General features: G+C 43.9%; 20 protein-coding genes. 8 read left to right on the top strand and 12 right to left on the bottom strand.

Annotated features, from left to right (window positions below):
• Nucleotides 1-117: 117 nt before the first annotated feature.
• The 6 genes from rraB to ACVBIK_RS08040 all read right to left on the bottom strand — a co-directional run bounded on the left by rraB (nucleotide 118) and on the right by ACVBIK_RS08040 (nucleotide 4,983).
• Entirely contained in the window at nucleotides 118-534 is a 417-nt protein-coding gene (gene rraB / locus ACVBIK_RS08065) for a ribonuclease E inhibitor RraB (protein ID WP_447159724.1), read from the bottom strand.
• A 29-nt stretch (nucleotides 535-563) separates the two neighbouring features.
• Entirely contained in the window at nucleotides 564-1,292 is a 729-nt protein-coding gene (locus tag ACVBIK_RS08060; protein ID WP_447159725.1) for a 1-acylglycerol-3-phosphate O-acyltransferase, read from the bottom strand.
• A gap of 322 nt (nucleotides 1,293-1,614) precedes the next feature.
• Nucleotides 1,615-2,418: a metal ABC transporter permease gene (locus ACVBIK_RS08055; RefSeq protein WP_447163269.1), complete on the bottom strand. Its 804-nt coding sequence runs from the start codon at nucleotides 2,416-2,418 to the stop codon at nucleotides 1,615-1,617.
• A gap of 99 nt (nucleotides 2,419-2,517) precedes the next feature.
• Nucleotides 2,518-3,444, bottom strand: coding sequence for a metal ABC transporter solute-binding protein, Zn/Mn family (locus ACVBIK_RS08050; protein ID WP_447159727.1), 927 nt, complete (start codon nucleotides 3,442-3,444; stop codon nucleotides 2,518-2,520).
• On the bottom strand, nucleotides 3,428-4,624 hold the full coding sequence (locus ACVBIK_RS08045) for a hypothetical protein (protein WP_447169440.1): 1,197 nt from the start codon (nucleotides 4,622-4,624) through the stop codon (nucleotides 3,428-3,430). The genes ACVBIK_RS08050 and ACVBIK_RS08045 overlap by 17 nt, the downstream gene beginning before the upstream one ends.
• A gap of 77 nt (nucleotides 4,625-4,701) precedes the next feature.
• Entirely contained in the window at nucleotides 4,702-4,983 is a 282-nt protein-coding gene (locus tag ACVBIK_RS08040) for an ABC-type zinc uptake system zinc chaperone (protein WP_447159812.1), read from the bottom strand.
• Nucleotides 4,984-5,214: 231 nt separating this feature from the next.
• On the opposite strand from ACVBIK_RS08040, the gene ACVBIK_RS08035 reads away from it, so the two are divergent.
• Nucleotides 5,215-5,340, top strand: a complete 126-nt coding sequence (locus ACVBIK_RS08035) for a hypothetical protein (RefSeq protein WP_447159729.1) — start codon at nucleotides 5,215-5,217, stop codon at nucleotides 5,338-5,340.
• 230 nt (nucleotides 5,341-5,570) lie between these two features.
• Here the strand turns inward: ACVBIK_RS08035 and ACVBIK_RS08030 are convergent, their stop codons facing one another.
• Entirely contained in the window at nucleotides 5,571-5,840 is a 270-nt protein-coding gene (locus tag ACVBIK_RS08030; RefSeq protein ID WP_447169439.1) for a hypothetical protein, read from the bottom strand.
• 245 nt (nucleotides 5,841-6,085) lie between these two features.
• On the opposite strand from ACVBIK_RS08030, the gene ACVBIK_RS08025 reads away from it, so the two are divergent.
• Nucleotides 6,086-7,702, top strand: a complete 1,617-nt coding sequence (locus ACVBIK_RS08025; protein WP_447163271.1) for a mechanosensitive ion channel family protein — start codon at nucleotides 6,086-6,088, stop codon at nucleotides 7,700-7,702.
• 73 nt (nucleotides 7,703-7,775) lie between these two features.
• On the opposite strand, the gene ACVBIK_RS08020 is transcribed toward ACVBIK_RS08025, so the two are convergent.
• From ACVBIK_RS08020 to ACVBIK_RS08010, 3 genes are all read right to left on the bottom strand, one after another.
• Nucleotides 7,776-9,488 carry a formate--tetrahydrofolate ligase gene (locus tag ACVBIK_RS08020; protein ID WP_447159732.1) on the bottom strand — a complete coding sequence of 571 codons (1,713 nt, stop codon included), beginning with the start codon at nucleotides 9,486-9,488 and terminating at the stop codon, nucleotides 7,776-7,778.
• A 259-nt stretch (nucleotides 9,489-9,747) separates the two neighbouring features.
• On the bottom strand, nucleotides 9,748-10,614 hold the full coding sequence (locus ACVBIK_RS08015; RefSeq protein ID WP_447159813.1) for a MaoC family dehydratase: 867 nt from the start codon (nucleotides 10,612-10,614) through the stop codon (nucleotides 9,748-9,750).
• Nucleotides 10,615-10,721: 107 nt separating this feature from the next.
• A complete protein-coding gene (locus tag ACVBIK_RS08010) occupies nucleotides 10,722-11,606 on the bottom strand; it encodes a TraB/GumN family protein (protein WP_447159733.1) in 885 nt (294 codons plus the stop codon).
• A 45-nt stretch (nucleotides 11,607-11,651) separates the two neighbouring features.
• Between ACVBIK_RS08010 and ACVBIK_RS08005 the strand changes: the two genes are divergently transcribed.
• Nucleotides 11,652-11,963 (top strand): prephenate dehydrogenase, encoded by a 312-nt coding sequence (locus ACVBIK_RS08005; protein WP_447159734.1) that lies wholly within the window; start codon nucleotides 11,652-11,654, stop codon nucleotides 11,961-11,963.
• A gap of 152 nt (nucleotides 11,964-12,115) precedes the next feature.
• Entirely contained in the window at nucleotides 12,116-13,858 is a 1,743-nt protein-coding gene (locus ACVBIK_RS08000) for a bifunctional diguanylate cyclase/phosphodiesterase (RefSeq protein ID WP_447169438.1), read from the top strand.
• Between the two features lie 71 nt (nucleotides 13,859-13,929).
• On the opposite strand, the gene ACVBIK_RS07995 is transcribed toward ACVBIK_RS08000, so the two are convergent.
• Nucleotides 13,930-14,454: a DUF3016 domain-containing protein gene (locus ACVBIK_RS07995; protein WP_447159736.1), complete on the bottom strand. Its 525-nt coding sequence runs from the start codon at nucleotides 14,452-14,454 to the stop codon at nucleotides 13,930-13,932.
• Nucleotides 14,455-14,745: 291 nt separating this feature from the next.
• Between ACVBIK_RS07995 and ACVBIK_RS07990 the strand changes: the two genes are divergently transcribed.
• Together ACVBIK_RS07990 and ACVBIK_RS07985 are read left to right on the top strand one after the other, a co-directional pair.
• Nucleotides 14,746-15,048 (top strand): hypothetical protein, encoded by a 303-nt coding sequence (locus tag ACVBIK_RS07990; RefSeq protein ID WP_447159737.1) that lies wholly within the window; start codon nucleotides 14,746-14,748, stop codon nucleotides 15,046-15,048.
• 402 nt (nucleotides 15,049-15,450) lie between these two features.
• Nucleotides 15,451-15,759, top strand: a complete 309-nt coding sequence (locus ACVBIK_RS07985) for a hypothetical protein (protein ID WP_447169437.1) — start codon at nucleotides 15,451-15,453, stop codon at nucleotides 15,757-15,759.
• 82 nt (nucleotides 15,760-15,841) lie between these two features.
• On the opposite strand, the gene ACVBIK_RS07980 is transcribed toward ACVBIK_RS07985, so the two are convergent.
• Nucleotides 15,842-16,351 (bottom strand): DUF4240 domain-containing protein, encoded by a 510-nt coding sequence (locus ACVBIK_RS07980; RefSeq protein WP_447159739.1) that lies wholly within the window; start codon nucleotides 16,349-16,351, stop codon nucleotides 15,842-15,844.
• 178 nt (nucleotides 16,352-16,529) lie between these two features.
• On the opposite strand from ACVBIK_RS07980, the gene ACVBIK_RS07975 reads away from it, so the two are divergent.
• Together ACVBIK_RS07975 and ACVBIK_RS07970 are read left to right on the top strand one after the other, a co-directional pair.
• A complete protein-coding gene (locus ACVBIK_RS07975; protein WP_447159740.1) occupies nucleotides 16,530-16,922 on the top strand; it encodes a hypothetical protein in 393 nt (130 codons plus the stop codon).
• 120 nt (nucleotides 16,923-17,042) lie between these two features.
• On the top strand, nucleotides 17,043-17,840 hold the full coding sequence (locus ACVBIK_RS07970; RefSeq protein ID WP_447159741.1) for a response regulator: 798 nt from the start codon (nucleotides 17,043-17,045) through the stop codon (nucleotides 17,838-17,840).
• The last annotated feature ends 30 nt before the right edge of the window (nucleotides 17,841-17,870 follow it).

Raw genomic sequence — 17,870 nt, 5'->3', positions numbered from 1 at the left:
TCCCCAGAACAGTAAAACCAAGGCCTCAACGGTATGCCAAAAATAAAAATGCCGTTCACCTTAAGTGAACGGCATTAATCACTAGATGGGCATTATTTTTAACGCTAAGCGCACCAATTAGTGCACAGGCTCTTCGTCTTCGTCGTCATATTCATCGTCATCTCGGACTTCTTCGCCATTTTCGTCGATGAAATACGTGCCCCAACCGTCGTAATCAATCTTCTGTTTAGCCGCGATGTTAATCATTTTTTCGCAGGCTTCATCTAACAGGTCGGTCTTTAGCTCATGGCTAGCGACAGCATCGAAACAATAGATCACTGAGCCATCTTCTAACTCCATCTCTTCAGCATCGTTAACTTCATAACCTAGCTTAAATGCGTCAACAGCCGCTTTTTCTAAACGATCAAAGTTAGTTGATGAGAAGTGATGCTCAATGGTGTAGTCGGCATCGGCCAATGAACCATCTGCAAGGATCGCTTCAACGATCTCACTATTTTCTTGTTTCTGTTCTTTTAACTGGCGTTCAATAGACATCGATAACTCCTCAAAAATTTCGCGACCGATTATACCGCTTTCGTCATTAATGCAGAAGCTTCTTGGTTCAACTGAGATAACTTTTCAGACATCATAGTGTGAATGCGCTTAGAAAGTTCTTTCACCTGTGTTTTATCAAAACCTGCGGTTTCAATTGGATCCATCATTTCGATGATCACCACACCATTGTTCCAACGGTTCAACTTAATATGACACTGGTTTGAGGCTAATACAGGTACCATAGGTACACCCGCAGCTATTGCCGTATAAAAAGCACCAGCTTTAAATGGCAGTAAGCCTTTACCACGAGAACGTGTGCCTTCAGGGAAGATCCACACAGACAAGCATTTGTCTTTTATCTTGCGGGCCGTTGCTGCCATGGTATCAAATGCTTTGTTACGGTTTTTCCGATCAATAAGAATATTGCCAGACAACCAGTAAATTTGTCCAAATAACGGCATCCAGGCAAGACTCTTTTTACCTAAACTCACCGTGCCTTTGGGTACGACGGCCGTATGAGTGAACATATCGAAGTTATTCTGGTGGTTTGCCAGGAAAATGCACGGCTTATCGCCTTGCTGTTGTGAGTTACGCACAATGACTTTGATACCAAGTACTGGTGCCGCCCAAGAAAAGACTTTGGCGAACATATGTACGTTATCTCGATGCCGAGGACGTAAAATACAAGCTAAGCCACCGATAACAAAGGCTAATAACAGCATGACAGACAAGATCAAACATCTAAGGATTAACAGCACTATAATCTCCCGCGATTTAATTGGCGCCAGTATAGCCACCAACTAAGTGCGACTCAATATAAATACAACTTATGTTAATGAACATTAGTTTACACGTGTAGCCTGAATATGCATGATAGCAAATTCAAGGGATGCTACTTTAGCGTAAACGGCTTAAGCGAACTTTAACCATGCTCAAATATTTTGGAAGATTTTAGCTTAGTTCCCCACCCCTTAAGGTCTGACCTGCCACGCTTATGCTTAACAAGCTCTGATCAAGTCACTGTTATTGGCCATATTGCGACAGCGCTTCTGCTATCTGTTATCGGCTACCCGTCATCGACTAAGAGTGCTCGTATCGAGTCTCGCCGCTCACAGACTGCTTTGATTTTCCTTTAAGCTTAAGTACCAACCTAAAGGCGATAGCACTCAAGGCTAAGGTCGATACGATCGCAGCACCACTAGGTAAGTCTAAGCTAGCCGACAAGACGAGCCCCGATATGTATCCTAGAAGCCCTACCATATAAGCCCAAAATAGTTTAAATCGGCCATAGAAGTGGTTAACGGCCAGCGCTGGCAATATCAAACTACTAAATACCAAATACACCCCAACAAGCTCTACAGAAAGGGTAATCACGATGGCAAAAATAAGATAAAAAGCGCGGCCACTCAGCAAGTCTGGCTTATAAAACAATACCAGTAAGATTGCCAAATACACACTGGCAGGCAAAATTAACTGACTCCAACTCACCCACAGGATCTGCCCAGACATCAGCTCTTTTAGCATCTCGGCGCCGTGGGGATCATTTGATAACAGTAACATGGCAGCCACTGCCGCCAGCACATAGAAACAACCGATAATAGCTTCTAGCTCATCGGCCATTCGCTTAGAAAGCCACGCGATAAATCCTGCACCTGCTATAGCAAACAGCGCTGGCATCCACACATGTGAAAAAGGCAGCGCCTCGATATCATGATTAAGGTGGCCAACAATGGCGCCTAACGCTGCGACTTGAGCGATAGCCAGATCGATAAAGATAATGCCGCGCTTTAATACTTGTTGCCCCAAGACAACGTGAGTCGACAGTACCAAGACGCCCGCCACAAAAGCGGGGAATAAAATTGAAAGTAGATCGAGATCAAACATAGTTAGACTCTTATCATAATAGATAAACCTAAGGCGGATCGCTCAAGCACGATCCGCCTTATTCACTCAGTAACAATAATCAATATCAAGCTATAGGCGTTAACGCTTAGCACTCAACAAGAGATCGATGGCACTATCGTAAAGGCTAAACAGATCGACACTCTGATCATTGCCCCCAACTGACATAGGTAATATCAGCACAGGTAGATCCGATCGCTCCGATAACCACTCTGCCCCACGCTCGCTCTGATATGACGCGATAATGATCGCTAAAATATCACCTTGCTTAGCACGATTAAGTAAGCTGGCTAAATGCGAGCTACTAGGCGGGATCCCAGGCTTTGGCTCAAGATCCGCCACCTGTTCTAGCCCTAACCAGTTAAACAGATATTTGAAACTAGAGTGGTAAGCGATCACTTTACTGTCCTGAAGCGATTTGGCTTTCGCCTCCCACTTAGGGATAGCCGCTTGCCAACGCTTAGTAAAACTGGCCAAGGCCGCTTCATAATCAGCTTTGCCATCGGGATCGAGCTGGATAAGCTTATGGGTTAGGCCACTGGCAACGCCCAGTAAACGATTAGGATCGAAATGTAGATGCGGGTTGCCCTTTGCGTGCACATCACCCATAGAGCGATCCACCGATTCGAGCTGATCTAGCGTATCGATCTGCTCAGATGCGAAGAACAACCCCTGATCGGTCGATCGCACTTTCGCGTTGGCAGACTTCATCTGCAACATTGGCAACCAGCCAACCTCAAGATCCGCACCGGCACAGACTGCCAGATCGGCTTGACGCATTTTAGCGATCAAACTTGGACGCGCCTGCACTTGATGCGGATCTTGCATCGCCGTCGTGGCAGAGTAGATCTTTGCACCGGGGGCCAGCTCTTTCGCTAATGCGGCATATTCAGGCTCACAAGCAAAAATGTTTAACGCAGCAACGGCATTGTTACTCACACCTAATGCCAGTGCTAATGTTAGGGCTTGAACCCCTTTTGATAAAAACGGCTTAGAATTGATGCGCACCGTGAGCCCCCAGAGTCATGACATATTGTAAAGTGATGACGTTGTCATCTTCGATCCCATCAAAGTTTGTCCCCTGCTGGTTGGTGTACTGCAAGCGCACAGTAGAGAAGTGACTATGATGCCAAGCTAGACTCACTTCAGTTTCTTTCAATTTTTGTGGGTCAAAATGATCGCTATGCATCATTTGAGTGTCGATCTGGCCATAACGTAGCCCGGCAGACCAACGAGGTGAGAATTGAAAAACACTGCTCAAGTACCATCCATCTTGATAATCTTTGCCTGAATCATCGTGACCCGGTTCTTCATGCTCGTCATGATGCTCTTCAAGTGGGGCAAAATCGGTGACACGGAAATACTCACCACTTAACGTTAGGTGTTGGTACTTATAGTTACCATTAGGAGCCCACTTATAGACAAAGTCTGCAATGTAAGTGTTCTCTCCGGTGTATTGGGCGTTATGGCTGTGATCATGGCCATGGTCATCTTGCACTTCAACGTGCTCATGTTCATCCGCTGTCATACGGCCATTTTCATTACGTAGGTAACTTAATCCTGCTTGCCAAGAACCGTTATCACCCACATCGCCACCTAATTTGGTGAAGGCGGTGTAAACCCCAAGGTTTTTATAATCGCGCTCGCCATGCTCATCTGCAGCGCGCATTTTGTCACCCTTAAAGCTCTCGACTCCCATGGTCCAGTAGAGATCTGTTGGTGCAACATAGTTCAAGCGCACACCATCATCAAAATAGTGGCTGCCCAAGAAAGCACGATAAACCGCGGGTCTATCTGAGAACGCATCCGTATGTACATGTTGATTGTTCAAGTAACCAATGTCAGACAGAAAACGACCCGCTCGCACCGAAAAACCAGCGGGCATCGCCAGAGTTTGAATAAAGGCTTCCTCTAAACCCAGCTCAGTTTCACCGTCATGCATCTCGACGACAGCCGTTAATTTACCGTAAAACATATCGTCAATGTTGGCGCTCATTGCGACCTCAGTATGGCCTAAGCCAAACCCTTCAACACGCTCTGACATCGGTCGCTCGGCGCTTTGATAATAGCCATCAAGTACTGCACTGATCGCCGGGTTAGTTAAACTGGGATCGCTTGCTAAAGCTTGAGTTGAAAATAGTGCGCACGCTGCTGCTACGCCAGTTAGGCGCATAGTTGAAATAGTCATCTTTTCTCCGAAATACAGCTAAGCCTTCCCTGTGGGAATACTTTAAAAAATTCTTAGTTATTGTTTGGTATGAAGAATTACGCTGAAGCTGGAGGGGCGCGGCTATTAAAGAAACTCACATGACGTGAGTATGAAGGTGGCAGGATGTACTCTTGGCTTTCAATTCCCTGACGCTCAATAGCAAGCTTAAGTTCACAACTGGGCAGCAGGTTATTGACCTGGTGTTGGTGATAACACAGAGTACAATGGTTTTTAGCGCCATCGTCCAAATGACTCAGACTATGAGCGGACGCCGCAAACGACAGACACAGGAATACGGCAACAAGCCCTATTACCAGTTTCTGCTTTACGCTACTCATTCGAATCACAGTGTTAACCTTATGTGTTAAAACGTGACCAAGTTTATTGCGCTGACAGTTGAAGTCAAGTATTGATGCAGGCAAAGCGTTAAAAAGTGTTTGTGAGGCAGATCACATTGGCTTGAATGCTAATTAATACTGACTTAAGCTCTAACAACTAATATTGCTAGCGTGAAATGGTATCCATAGTGATATTTAACAAGATTTGACCCATTAAAAGGCGCAACTATCATGCTTGAAGTTCTTCGCTCAAACCTAAAATTGATCATCATGACTACGCTATTTTTTGTCGCAATACTTGGCGGGATTTACTACGTAGAAGCTGCGTTAGAAGCGCAAGTTCAGGTTGTTGACTAACTAAGTTATCGACTAAGCAATTTATTTAGTCACGGCTCAGTAACACTCTGGTGGCCAAATACCATCGGAGTGTATCGGTTCTGTCGAGAATCTAGGATATCGTTGAAACGTTTATCGTAAACAGTCTTAACAAGCGCTCGCCCAGGTTTATCCCTGCGATGTTTATCTCTGCGATAAACCTTTTGCAGTCACTCATCAAAAACGTCTTTTGCACAACTCGTGCGGCGTGATTAGCGATACTTTTTAAGATGCTCGCTATTATCCACCAGCTCAACTTCGGGCCCTTCAATGACTTTCAGATTATCCATTAGATGAGTCACTAACATCACCATGATGGAAAAAATAGCGAGCGGAATACCAAACGAGCGAATATCGCTATCAAAATAGCTCCACACAAATAGCCCAACCCCAGCATAAAAGCTAACGATTTTGACCCAAGATAAAACAACACTTTTACCTAACCAAGCCTGACAAAACGGACATTGGATCTCGGTGCTCAACCCTTTGCCTCTTTGGTTTTCAATTTTATCTATCGCAAATGATTTTGAACAATGGGCGCATATCACTAAGCTTATCTCTCTTTAGCTGCATATTGGCGCAGTTTTCGCCTAATATTAAGGTGCCGAAGTTTAGCAGATTTAGCCGTGTATTCGCTATCATGCTTATCACTATCACAATAACAAATCGACAGTTTTCCAAAGGCGTAATATTATTACCAGATCCTGGGAACTAACGGACATACCAAATGCATAAAATGCTCCCCAAAATTTTGATGCTTGTTTTGTGTTTTTGCTCATTTGTAGTGAATGCACAAAATACTGAATTAACTAACAATCTAAATAAACTCCAAAGCTTAATCGACAGCGATGTAAATGCACTGCCTCATGCTAAGGGCGAAATTAAGACATTTCTTGAATATCGTATTGGACGCAATGCCAGCTTGTTGCAAGAAACGTTACAAGAACAGATGGATAAGACGGAGCCTGATCTTCCGTATCTAAAGCCTTATATTGTTAAGCAACTTGCTTTTACTGATGCAGTTGAAGCTTATTTTGCCAAACAAAAAGCGACGCTCATGAGTGAAGTGGGTAGCAAGGGTGATCGAGAGATCATGCTCGATCTAATGCAGATCCAGCGCGAGCAAGACAAGTTATTTAGTTCAGAAAGTGAACTGCTGACTTGGGCAAAAGCCGTAGGCATTAATGTTGATGAAAAAACGAAAGTGTTTATCTCGACGTTAATCACTCGTGCCGATGACTTAAACAGTTTTGTTTACTACAACCAAGAACGCCTAAACCAAGCCGTTGCAGATGTGCAAATTGCTGGAGCTGATGTTAGCGCAGAGCAAAAGTCTTTGGTCGTTGAGTTAAAAGAACGCCTAGATCAAAGCTCTACTAGCCTTTCAACCACGATTGGCCTATTGGATCATCTAGGCCAAGATACTGCACTTTACAAGCAAACTCTGTTTAGCGTATCGGGTGACATCACTCAAGACGTGTTGAACTTTGATGTTGCGAGTAACTTGTTAACTGAATGGATGACGATTGCAAAAACTCAAGCCATGGAAAATGGTGCGGGGATCATGTTTAAACTGATCATTTTCTGCTTAATCCTTATCCTGTCGAGCCTAGTCGGCAAAATAGTTAAGCGTGTAGTAGAAAAAGCCGTCAGCAACTCAAAGCTTAAATTCAGCATGCTACTGCAAGACTTCTTTATCTCTCTTTCCGGTAAAGTGGTATTTGCGCTTGGTTTACTGATTGCCTTATCGCAACTTGGGTTCGAGCTTGCGCCACTGCTTGCTGGTTTCGGTATCGCTGGTGTGATTATCGGTTTTGCTCTGCAAGATACCCTATCAAACTTCGCTTCTGGGATGATGATTTTGATTTACCGCCCATTCGATGTGGGTGATCTGATCAATGCCGGTGGTGTTACTGGCCGTGTAAGCCACATGAGCTTGGTATCGACTACGATTAAGACCTTAGATAACCAAAGACTTATCGTTCCAAACAATAAGATCTGGGGTGACACCATCAACAACATCACCGTTGAGCATCAACGCCGTGTTGATCTGACTTTTGGTATTGGTTATGGCGATGATATTGAGCATGCTGAAAAAGTGTTACGCGATATCGTAATGGCGCATCCTTTAGTATTAAAAGATCCAGAGCCTACGATTAAACTGCACACGCTTGGCGAGTCTTCAGTCGACTTTATTGTTCGTCCTTGGACTAAGCCAGAAGATTACTGGGATGTTTACTGGGATATTACTCGTACCGTTAAAATGCGCTTTGACGCTGAAGGTATTAGCATTCCGTTCCCGCAGCGCGATGTACATATTTATCAAACAGCTGTAGAAAAATAAGCTACAAAGATAAAATGAAAAAAAGCCCCGACAACCTTAAGTTGTCGGGGATTTTTTCATTTTATAATCGCCCTTAAGCCAGACCAATAATCTCACCAGCATCATTAATATCGACATTAAGGTAACCCGGCTTAACCCCAAGACCCGGCATGGTCATCACTTGTCCGACTAATGCCGTAACAAAACCCGCTCCGGCATTCAGCCTTAGCTCGGTGATTGGCAATTCAAACCCTGTTGGGATCCCTTTAATATTAGGGTCATGACTTATCGACATCGGTGTTTTAGCCACGCAGATAGGTAAACCAGCATAGTCATGCTTAGTTAGCCAGTTTAGCTGCGATCTCGCTTTATCCGATAACGTCACACTCGATGCGCCGTATCCGACCTCAGCTAAGGTCATCAACTTAGCCTCTAAACTTGTATCACTTTGATAAAGTAGCTTAAAGTCTGACGGTGTTTGTGTGGCGCGGTACACCATATCAGCGAGTTTGCTTGCGCCTTCTGCGCCTTTGCCAAAGGCTTCACTGATCTCGCTACCAAAAGCCTTAGTTTGCTTAATACGCTGGCTCAGCCATTCAAGTTCCTCGTCGGTATCCGTTGGAAAGCGATTAATCGCCACCACAACTGGCACGCCATACTGGCTAACGTTATTGATATGCCATTCTAGATTAGCAAAACCGGCTTGTAGTCGCTCCATATCTGGCTGGTTGATATCGATATCTGACTCGATACCGCTGTTAGCCTTAAGTGCTTTAAGCGTCACGACAACAACCGACGCACTTGGTGCATAACCAGACTCTCTGACTTTAATATTACTGAACTTTTCAAAGCCCATATCGGAGCCAAAGCCCGCTTCGGTGACGACAACATCAGCCAACTTGGCCGCAATCGTATCGGCAATAATCGAAGAGTTACCATGGGCGATATTGGCAAAAGGACCCGCATGAATAAAGCAAGGATCGCCAGATAAGGTTTGCATCAAAGTCGGCTCAATCGCATCAATCATAATCACCGTCATTGCACCAGCAACACCTAAGTTCTCTGCGGTAATCGGCTCACCTTGAGTGTTAAGTGCTAATACTAAACGGCCAATACGCTGTCGAAGATCTTTTAGATCTTGGCTTAACGCCAAGATAGCCATCAGCTCTGATGCCGCTGTAATATCAAATCCAGACTCATGCACTGGGCCATTCATCGCGCCATAGCCTACTTTTATCTGTCGTAGGCTACGCTCATTGTGATCCACCACTCGGCGCCAGAGGATATTATCCGCATCGATATTGAGCGCCGGTAAGCCTGACTCTTTAGTAAAGTCAGCGGCGCCTAAACGAGTTTCATGGAATAAACGCGCATCGATTGCTGCCGCAGCTAAGTTATGGGCGCTACTCACGGCATGGATATCACCGGTCAAGTGCAGGTTCAATTCTTCCATAGGTACGACTTGTGCAAAACCGCCACCTGCAGCGCCACCTTTAGTACCAAAAACCGGTCCCATGCTCGGCTGACGAATACAGGCACAAGCTTTAACACCATTGAGATTCATCGCTTGAGTGAGGCCAATTGTGGTCACGGTTTTACCTTCCCCAAAAGGTGTAGGCGTAACGGCTGTTACAATCACTAACTTGGCATTGGGTTTATCAGCTAACCTTTTAGCTACGGACAAGGAAACTTTAGCTTTGTTAACGCCACAAGGGGAAAACTCATCTGGGTTCAGTCCGAGATCGTTTGCGATCTTGGTGATGGGTAAACAGGTATGTTGGCTTGAAATTTCAATATCTGACTGCATGCTTATGGCTCCACAATCTATTATTATGTAGGGTAATTACCGCTGCAATATAGGTGATCTATGATAGCTAGAAAATAACAATCCGATGTTATTTTAGCTTTTTGTAATCTACGTCAACAAACTGGTCATTTTTTTGTCGATTTAACGTTCAACTTTACAATATAAGGCTTTTTTATAATGCCAAAAATACCGTGTTTACATTAGATTTTAGCAACAAAAAAGGCGCTTTCAGCGCCTTTAATTATTCAACAATAAACGATTATAAAAAGGTAATTTCACCGCTTAAATGGGGACGACGGCCTTTTTGATCTCTCAATTCAAATACCGTTTTATCGTCCTGCTCCTCAGCTGAAAAGCTCACATTGCTTGGCATAAATAACGGTAGCTTAAATGCCACATCAATCTGGCAGGCGCGATCGCCAATATTAGGCATTAACTGTGCAATACAGCGCCCTTTTGACCACATGCCATGAGCCAATACACGATCAAAACCAAAGCGTTTAGACATCACGGGATGTAAGTGGATCAAATTATAGTCACCAGAGGCTTTAGCATAGCGACGACCTAAGTCTTCGGCTAAGCTCCAGCTTATTGGCTCTTGCCAAGTCATATCATTGGCTTTAGGTGGACGAATTCGCTTCGCCTTACCTTCGATGCGGTATAGATAAGTCGACAATGATTCCCAAACTAGCTCACTACCTACATACGCTTTAGAAACTAACTCGAACTCAAGGCCTGAGTCAGTCATACAACTCGTGGTTAACGCGCATTGAATTTCGAACTTTTCATCTACGCGAGCACTACGGTGCACAGTGATGCTGTTTTTTAAATGGATCATGCCAAGCAGTGGGAAGGTGATCGCTTCATGGGTAAAAATCACCGCATGTAATCGAAATGCCATCACATACAGATAGGTCGGCGGTAGCGTTTTACCGTCAAAATCAAAGCCACATACTTTCGCATATTGGACTACTTTATCTGGCGAAATCGATACATTCGGGCTCGTCACCTTGACCATCGGCAATGGCTGCTGGTCCCAACCGGGCTTGCGTCCAAAAAATATTTTGCGATAAAGGGTGAATAGCGAAGGCAACGCCTTTAAATCGATACAGTATTCTTTATTCAAACCGATAGAACCTTTTGCAGTAACACAGTGAGCCAAAACAAGCGGCTTATTATACATCAAAACTCCCAAACCCGATAATCGCCCTAACCGACCGGATTCGATACACCTTAGCTACAGGTTTGTTGCCAACAGTTTTTAGCCTTAACCCCCAAAGGGAGCAAGTAAGATTGAACACTTTTTTGTCCTACTAAATGCCCGGCACCGACGATGACAAATAGTGGCTGTAATGTATTGGGCGATTGCATCAAGTCAACAATTCCCTGAGCCATCGTTTTATTGCGATCCCAGAGCATCTTCTCAACCATTTGCGTTTCACCGTCACGCAGCATCTCACCTTCCATGAGATCGGCAAGCTCTGTTTCATCGCCGCTACGCCACGCTGAAATTAATTTGAGCATATCAGAATCGGGAGCTTCAATAGCCTCTCTGACCATATTCCACTGCGTATCAGCGTCAAAAGAGGATAGCAGTTCAAATTGAAACTCCGTACTTTCTAACTCATAGACGGGTCGATTTCCAGCCTGACTCACTAACACCGAATCCACGCCATAAAGACCGCTATAGCCAAGTGCGGTATAACGCCCAATACTAAGCTGCATAGACTGTAACCAGGGGGCATAGTTTTCAATCGCGGTACAAAATTGCTGCTTATCTTGGCAATACTGAGTCAATACCTTCTCGGTCTGTGCATCTATCGGTATTTTCTCAGAGCCATATTTAGCCAACAATGCTGGCACATTCGCATCTCTCACATCGGCCTCGACAACTAGCGCCGCCGACTTTTGAAACGCCTGCTCAACTTGCTTTGCTAGTGGGAAAAAGCTCTGCTGGCCAATATGGATAGAGCCTAGAAGATAAGCGGTTTTACCTTGATAAGATATTTGATAAAACGGCGGTTTATCATCCGGAGCAGCTTGAATTGTTACTGACACAAACAACAGACTAAGCCCCAGTAGTGAGAATAAACGTCTAGCGACACTTGTTGCTATCATGCTTGCCCCTTATAATTCAGCAAAATTTAAAATTGAGAGGCTGTTATGCCACACACACAGGTTATCGAGCAACTAAAAGCCAGTTTGCAAACCGCCTACCGCCAAGCCATTGATGCAGATGCTAGACTGGACGAACTGAAAAAATCCGGTCACGTAAAGTTTGATGCCATCTTTAGTGAATCAGAAGGATTTACAACCACAAGCAACCGTTTCACGCCATATGTGCAAGAACTTGCTGCCGATATGGAAGGGTTTATTCAAGAGCCAGAGACGCTTGCAAAGGCGTTAGAAAGCTATATCCCAAAACTTGGCTTGCTACTGCAAACCATGCTGGCGTTTAAATCAAACGCAAAATAGTTTATCTGCCCGCTTGTTATTAGGAGAGGGTGTTTTTTAATGCTTGATTTAGCTTAAAAACAGCCTCTACTACTCCGCCCCAACGACCTGTCATATCAATGTAATACCTATGTCATAGACTCTTTCTTATAATCCATATTTGGCTGGGAAAGATGTCTGCAATTGATCTACAACATGAACTATCAAAGATCATCGATAATGAAAAAATTAAAGCGGTCTTTCAGCCCATATGCAATATAACGACTCACCAAATTCACGGCTTTGAAGCCTTAAGCCGAGGACCTGAGCATAGTCCACTATTTTCACCGGTTCCATTATTTAAGACCGCTGCCTACGAAGGACGTCTCTCAGAACTCGAAAGTTTATGCCGACGAATTTCCATTCAACAATTTAAACATACTCAACTTCCCGGCAAACTATTTTTAAATATTTCTCCTAAAGCACTTTTAGAGCCTAACCACGCCAAAGGCCTCACTCTGAGCCTAGTACAGGAATTAGGCTTACACCCATCCCAGGTGGTGATAGAGCTTTCAGAGCAGTATCCTGCCGATGATATCGATCTGTTAAAGTCCTGCTTAAACCACTATCGAAGCCAGGGGTTTCTGACTGCGATTGATGATCTAGGAGCAGGCTATTCAGGTTTAAGGCTATGGTCCGAACTGGCTCCAGATTATGTAAAAATTGATCGGCATTTTATTGAGTCGATAGACACCTCATCAGTAAAACAGGAGTTTGTTCGCTCCATCATCTCCCTTTGTCAAAATCTTAGTTGTAAGGTGATAGCCGAGGGGATAGAAACCCAATCAGAGTTAGCTGTGCTAAAGCAGCTAGGGATTGTTTATTGTCAGGGATTTTTACTCGGCAGACCAGAACCAACCCCCAACCGCCATATTCCATTTAGCCCCTCTATCGAACCCGTAATCCCCAGAGTGCGTTTTGCTGAATCGGCAGAAAGCCTGTCTAGCAAGGCTATAACCTGCCAGTTCGATAACAAACTCAAGCTAATTGGTGAGACATTTAACCAGCACTCAAACCTACAAGCCATCGTTGTGATGCGCGGCGAACAAGTGATTGGCATGGTACTAAGAAGTCAGGTAATCGAGCTGTTCAGCACTCCTTACGGACGGGCATTGCACGAACATAGAGCTGTAGATGAAGTGCTCACAACCGAGCTCATTAGTATTGAAGCCGAAATGCCCATTTCTCAAGTCAGCCAACGGCTGACTATGGAGTCGACCGATTTAGTGGTCCAGCAATTTATTATTCTCAAGCAAGGTAAGCTCTTAGGTATCGGCCATACCAAAGAGCTGTTAGCTAAGATCACTGAGCAAAAAATTGCAATCGCAAGACATGCGAACCCACTAACCGGGTTACCTGGCAATATTCCGATCCAAGAAGAGCTGCGAAGACTACGACTACAAAAAAAACGTTTTTATCTCGCCTACTTTGACCTGTCTCACTTTAAACCTTACAACGATATCTATGGCTTTTGTCGTGGTGATGAAGTGATTATGGAGGTTTCTCGGTTACTTTTATGCCAGCAAACAAGCAGTAACTTTATCGGCCACATAGGGGGCGATGACTTTGTGATAATCAGCACTTGTGTTGATATAGAGCGTCAGGCTAAAGAAATTATTGACGAGTTCGATACCGTAAAATCTTCTTTTTATTCAAAGCGACATTGGCAAGATAAGCAGATGCTGGCTGAAGATAGAAATGGTGTTCAGTGCTATCATGGGCTGATCTCACTCACGGCGGGTATACTTCCCCCCTCAATCACCTTTGGCTGCAATGAGCATCAACTGTCTCTTTACAGCGCTCAAGCAAAAAAACAGGCGAAGCAAGCTGAAAGCTCACTTAGCCTATTTACACTAGAAGCGGCAATGAGTTCGTAATACTGGCAGTTCACACTTAGCCGCCAAACTGCTTAACCAATTGAAATTTAATATTTTAATAATAAAACGCGTTAAAGGTTAGGCTTTACCGTTTTTTTAAGCCAGGAGGCTAACATTGTGTTTTCGTAGCGATAGGGCTTGTCATTCCTCGCATTAACCGAATACATAAAGTTCATATCTGTTAGCTTCTCGTCACCCGCCATAATCACTTTATCATCTTGTAGAATTTTGTAGCTAAAGGTAATACGTGGTGGATAGATATTTTTTACCACCCGAAGGTCGTGAGTAGTCGCGCCAAATGTGGGCCTAACGTCACCAGCTAAATCGAGATCGGTAACAACCATCTCTAGTTTCTGTTCAGGCTTGAGAACCTTCACCGCTTCCTTGTTTAAGCTTTTAGTCAGTTGTTCGAAGGTGCGTTTTTCAAAACGAGATTGAATTTCTCCGCTCGATCTTATGTCTCTAAAGCTGTTGGGATCTTGCCACTCAATTTTGACAACACCATCTTCAGTTATAGGGTTTTCAATCGCTTCATCTGCGGCCCAAGCAGAGCTAGATGCAAGTATCCCCGCGATCAGTATATGTTTAACCTTCATATGTGCCTCCACAGTCGAGCGTGACTGGATGATTAATAAGTAAACTATACAATGTAGCACCTGTACCTAAGCTTAATTCTGCACTTTACCGTTACCACGATAATATTAGTAGACAATGCGATAAGCCACTTTGTTGCGTTAATTGAAGTGTTCCCCTATTAAAGCATCATTTATCAGCTTATGATTTGCTTTGTTTGGCACAGCTCATAAGCTACAAAGACTAAGCTACAAAGACTAAGTATTAAGCTATTACAGTGCAATTACTACCAACCAGTTATTGGAAACGAGTCCATGCAGAAGTTCACTCCAATTTTGTTTGTCATAATATTATTTGCCGGCCTAGCTGCAGCCATTTTTAGTATCAACCAATCCGAGACATCAGAGTCTGAAACATGGTCAGCTTTTATCTATAAAAATGGATACAACTCTGGTAAATATGACAAGAAAGATGACTTTGACAGCTATCCAAGCTGTAAAGCATACGCTCAGCAAGCATCTGATAAACTGGGCGGTGTAGCCTGGGAGTGCGGCTTAAACTGTCGTTTTGATTCAATGCGTCAAGGCTTTCATTGTGAAACGATGACAAATGAATAGTATGTAATCCTGACGAATGAATAAAAGGTAATCCTTATTATCGAAGACTTTTAAACCTTGTTCTTCAATAAGTTCACTAAGACTTGCTTCTCAATAAGATCACTAGGATCACTAAGACCACTATCATTAGCCGTCTGACACACCTCCCCTTCAGCAAAACAACCTCCAGGCCTTAACTCGCACCTGAATTAGCACCTAGATTAGCAACTTAACATGTAAAAGCCGGTAGTTCGTTTTTTGTTCAGCCTGTGTACATGTTGCATTCGCTAACATACGTATCAAGTTAACACGCACCACAGAGGAATACTCGCAAGCTTGCCACTAATGCTAATAAGAGCAAATGTGCAGCTAAGAGCAAACGGTTCCTAAATTGGGTCATCTATTTAATTGTTTGGAGTCACTATGAACTATTCGAATATTACCAACATTCCGTTTTCTGGCCGCATGGCATTTATCGCTGCAATATTGATCTCTTTCAGCTTCATCGGCCAAGCCGGCGCAGAGGAGTTTACTGCCAAAGAGAAAGCAGCGATCGCAGGCCACTATGAAATCTTAGACCAACATCAAGCTAAGTCAGATCAAGCATTAGAGTCTAAGTTACAATCTGAGTTTGATGAGCAGGTGCAGGAGTCTGAACAGGAGTTTATGGAGTTAACTTGCACAGCTTACGGACTAGACTTCGACAGTGAAACTGAAGTTTGCTACGAGTAATAGCAATCGGTATTAGATTGAATCCCCAATAAAAACGAGGCCATGCCTCGTTTTTATTGCTGTTAGCGCCGACGAGATTGCTTTAGAAAGGAAATGCGGCACTCAATAGTGGATAAGCAGCCTTAAGCTGTTTTTTCTTATGAGAAAATTTCTTACCTGCTGGGTTAGCCTGGCCCGATGGCACATAAGGTAGCTCGTCATCGCTACGATCTTCATAAAGCTGGCCAGCAATAAGATCGTATTCATCGAGGAAAGGATAGGCAGAGCCATCTTTTTCAGGCCAAAGCGTTAGAGAGCCTAACGCATCAGGCGACTCAATCACTTTGTCGTACCAGTCTTTACCTAATGAAATTAAGAAGCAACGAAACTCAGCAAAGGCATACTCAGAATCACAGCCGGTAATAATATAAGCCGCGCCCCACACTGACCAAGAGTATGAACGACGCATCTGTTGACCAAATATCTTGTCAAAGTCACGCAACTCTTCATTCGTTAACGGGCTCAGCTTTTGCTTAAGCGCTTCTGCAAGTTCAGTTTGCTCTTGTTGTGGTGATGTTCGGGTGACTAATTCCCAAAACTCAGACTCTGTCATCGGATTCTCTAAAATTGTACGCTGTGATAGTCGCTATTCTATCGCATTACTCGCCATCTTAGCTAAACAATATCATTCATCGACTTGGCCAATTAACAACGCGCTGTAGACGCGGACAGCGGTTTTTCTTAAACTTCGAGCAACAAACCTATAAAAATATAACGGCTTGAAATATCCCATGACCAAACCTCACCCATTATTAGCCATTTTAATGTTTTTCTACGCTCTACTCGCAGTTGCCGCGCTCTGGCGAACCTTTACCACCCAAGCCTTCGATCTATTAACTTTAGGTGTATTTCCTGTGCTTTATGGCTTAATCATGCGCCAATTTTGGGCCGGTGTGGTACTTAAAATCTACCTAGCCATTCAAACCGTTGCCTTACTTGCATTAGCAACCGCTGCCGTTATCGCCTACCAAATTACCCCTGAGGATGTAAAAGTCGTATATAACGGCCAGAATATTCCTATTATTGGCATCGTCATTGCTGCAATCATCGCTATGACATTCCAATACTGGGTCGCTTTTAGTGCAAAGACACGACAATACTTAAAGCCCAACCTTGTGAGTTAACAGCGCAATGACGAACAAGATCTCAGACTAAGCCAAGCACACAGCCTGTTACTTACTTGATAAGCAACAATGCTTAACGTACGTTAACGCCATAATAGCAATAAGATCGGTAATAAATTTATGAGTCATTTACAGCCCAGCGAACTATCAATCTTGCTGGTTGAGCCTTCAGATACCCAAAGAAAAATTATCAGCCAGCGCTTAATGCAAGAAGGTGTTAGCAACATACAAACAGCCACCACGCTTGCTGAAGCTCTGCATATTATCAACCGTCACCAGCCAGATCTTGTCGCCAGTGCCATGCACTTTGAAGACGGAACCGCTTTAGAATTACTGCAGCAACTTAAAGCATCGGTTCACTTTAACGAAATCCAATTTATGTTGGTTTCAAGTGAGTGTCGACGCGAGCAGTTAGAACACTATCGTCAATCGGGGGTCGTTGCGATATTGCCTAAACCTTTTTCTAGCGAACATTTAGGTAAGGCGCTCAATGCCACCATCGATCTACTAACTCATGATGAATTAGATTTAACTCATTTTGATGTACAAGATCTGCGAGTGTTAGTGGTCGATGACAGTAAAATGGCCCGTAATATTATTAAGCGTACTATTACCAATCTCGGCTTAAGGATGATCACTGAGGCCCAAGATGGCCAAGAAGCTATTGAGCTGATGCAACAGCAGATGTTTGATTTAGTGATTACCGATTACAACATGCCCAGCGTAGATGGTTTAGCCCTGACTCAGTTTATTCGTAACGACAGCCAACAATCCCATATTCCGATTTTAATGGTGTCATCTGAAGCGAATGAAACTCATTTAAGTAACGTGTCTCAAGCCGGAGTGAATGCGCTTTGCGACAAACCTTTTGAGCCCAATGTCGTCAAACAGATCCTTTATCAGCTGCTTGAAGAGTAAAAAACTGAGAAATTGCCCCTATTTTTGACT

It is taken from the genome of Shewanella sp. 125m-1 (genome assembly GCF_052977065.1).
Note: the sequence above shows the minus strand (reverse complement) of the source record. Positions and strands in the feature narration are given on the sequence as shown.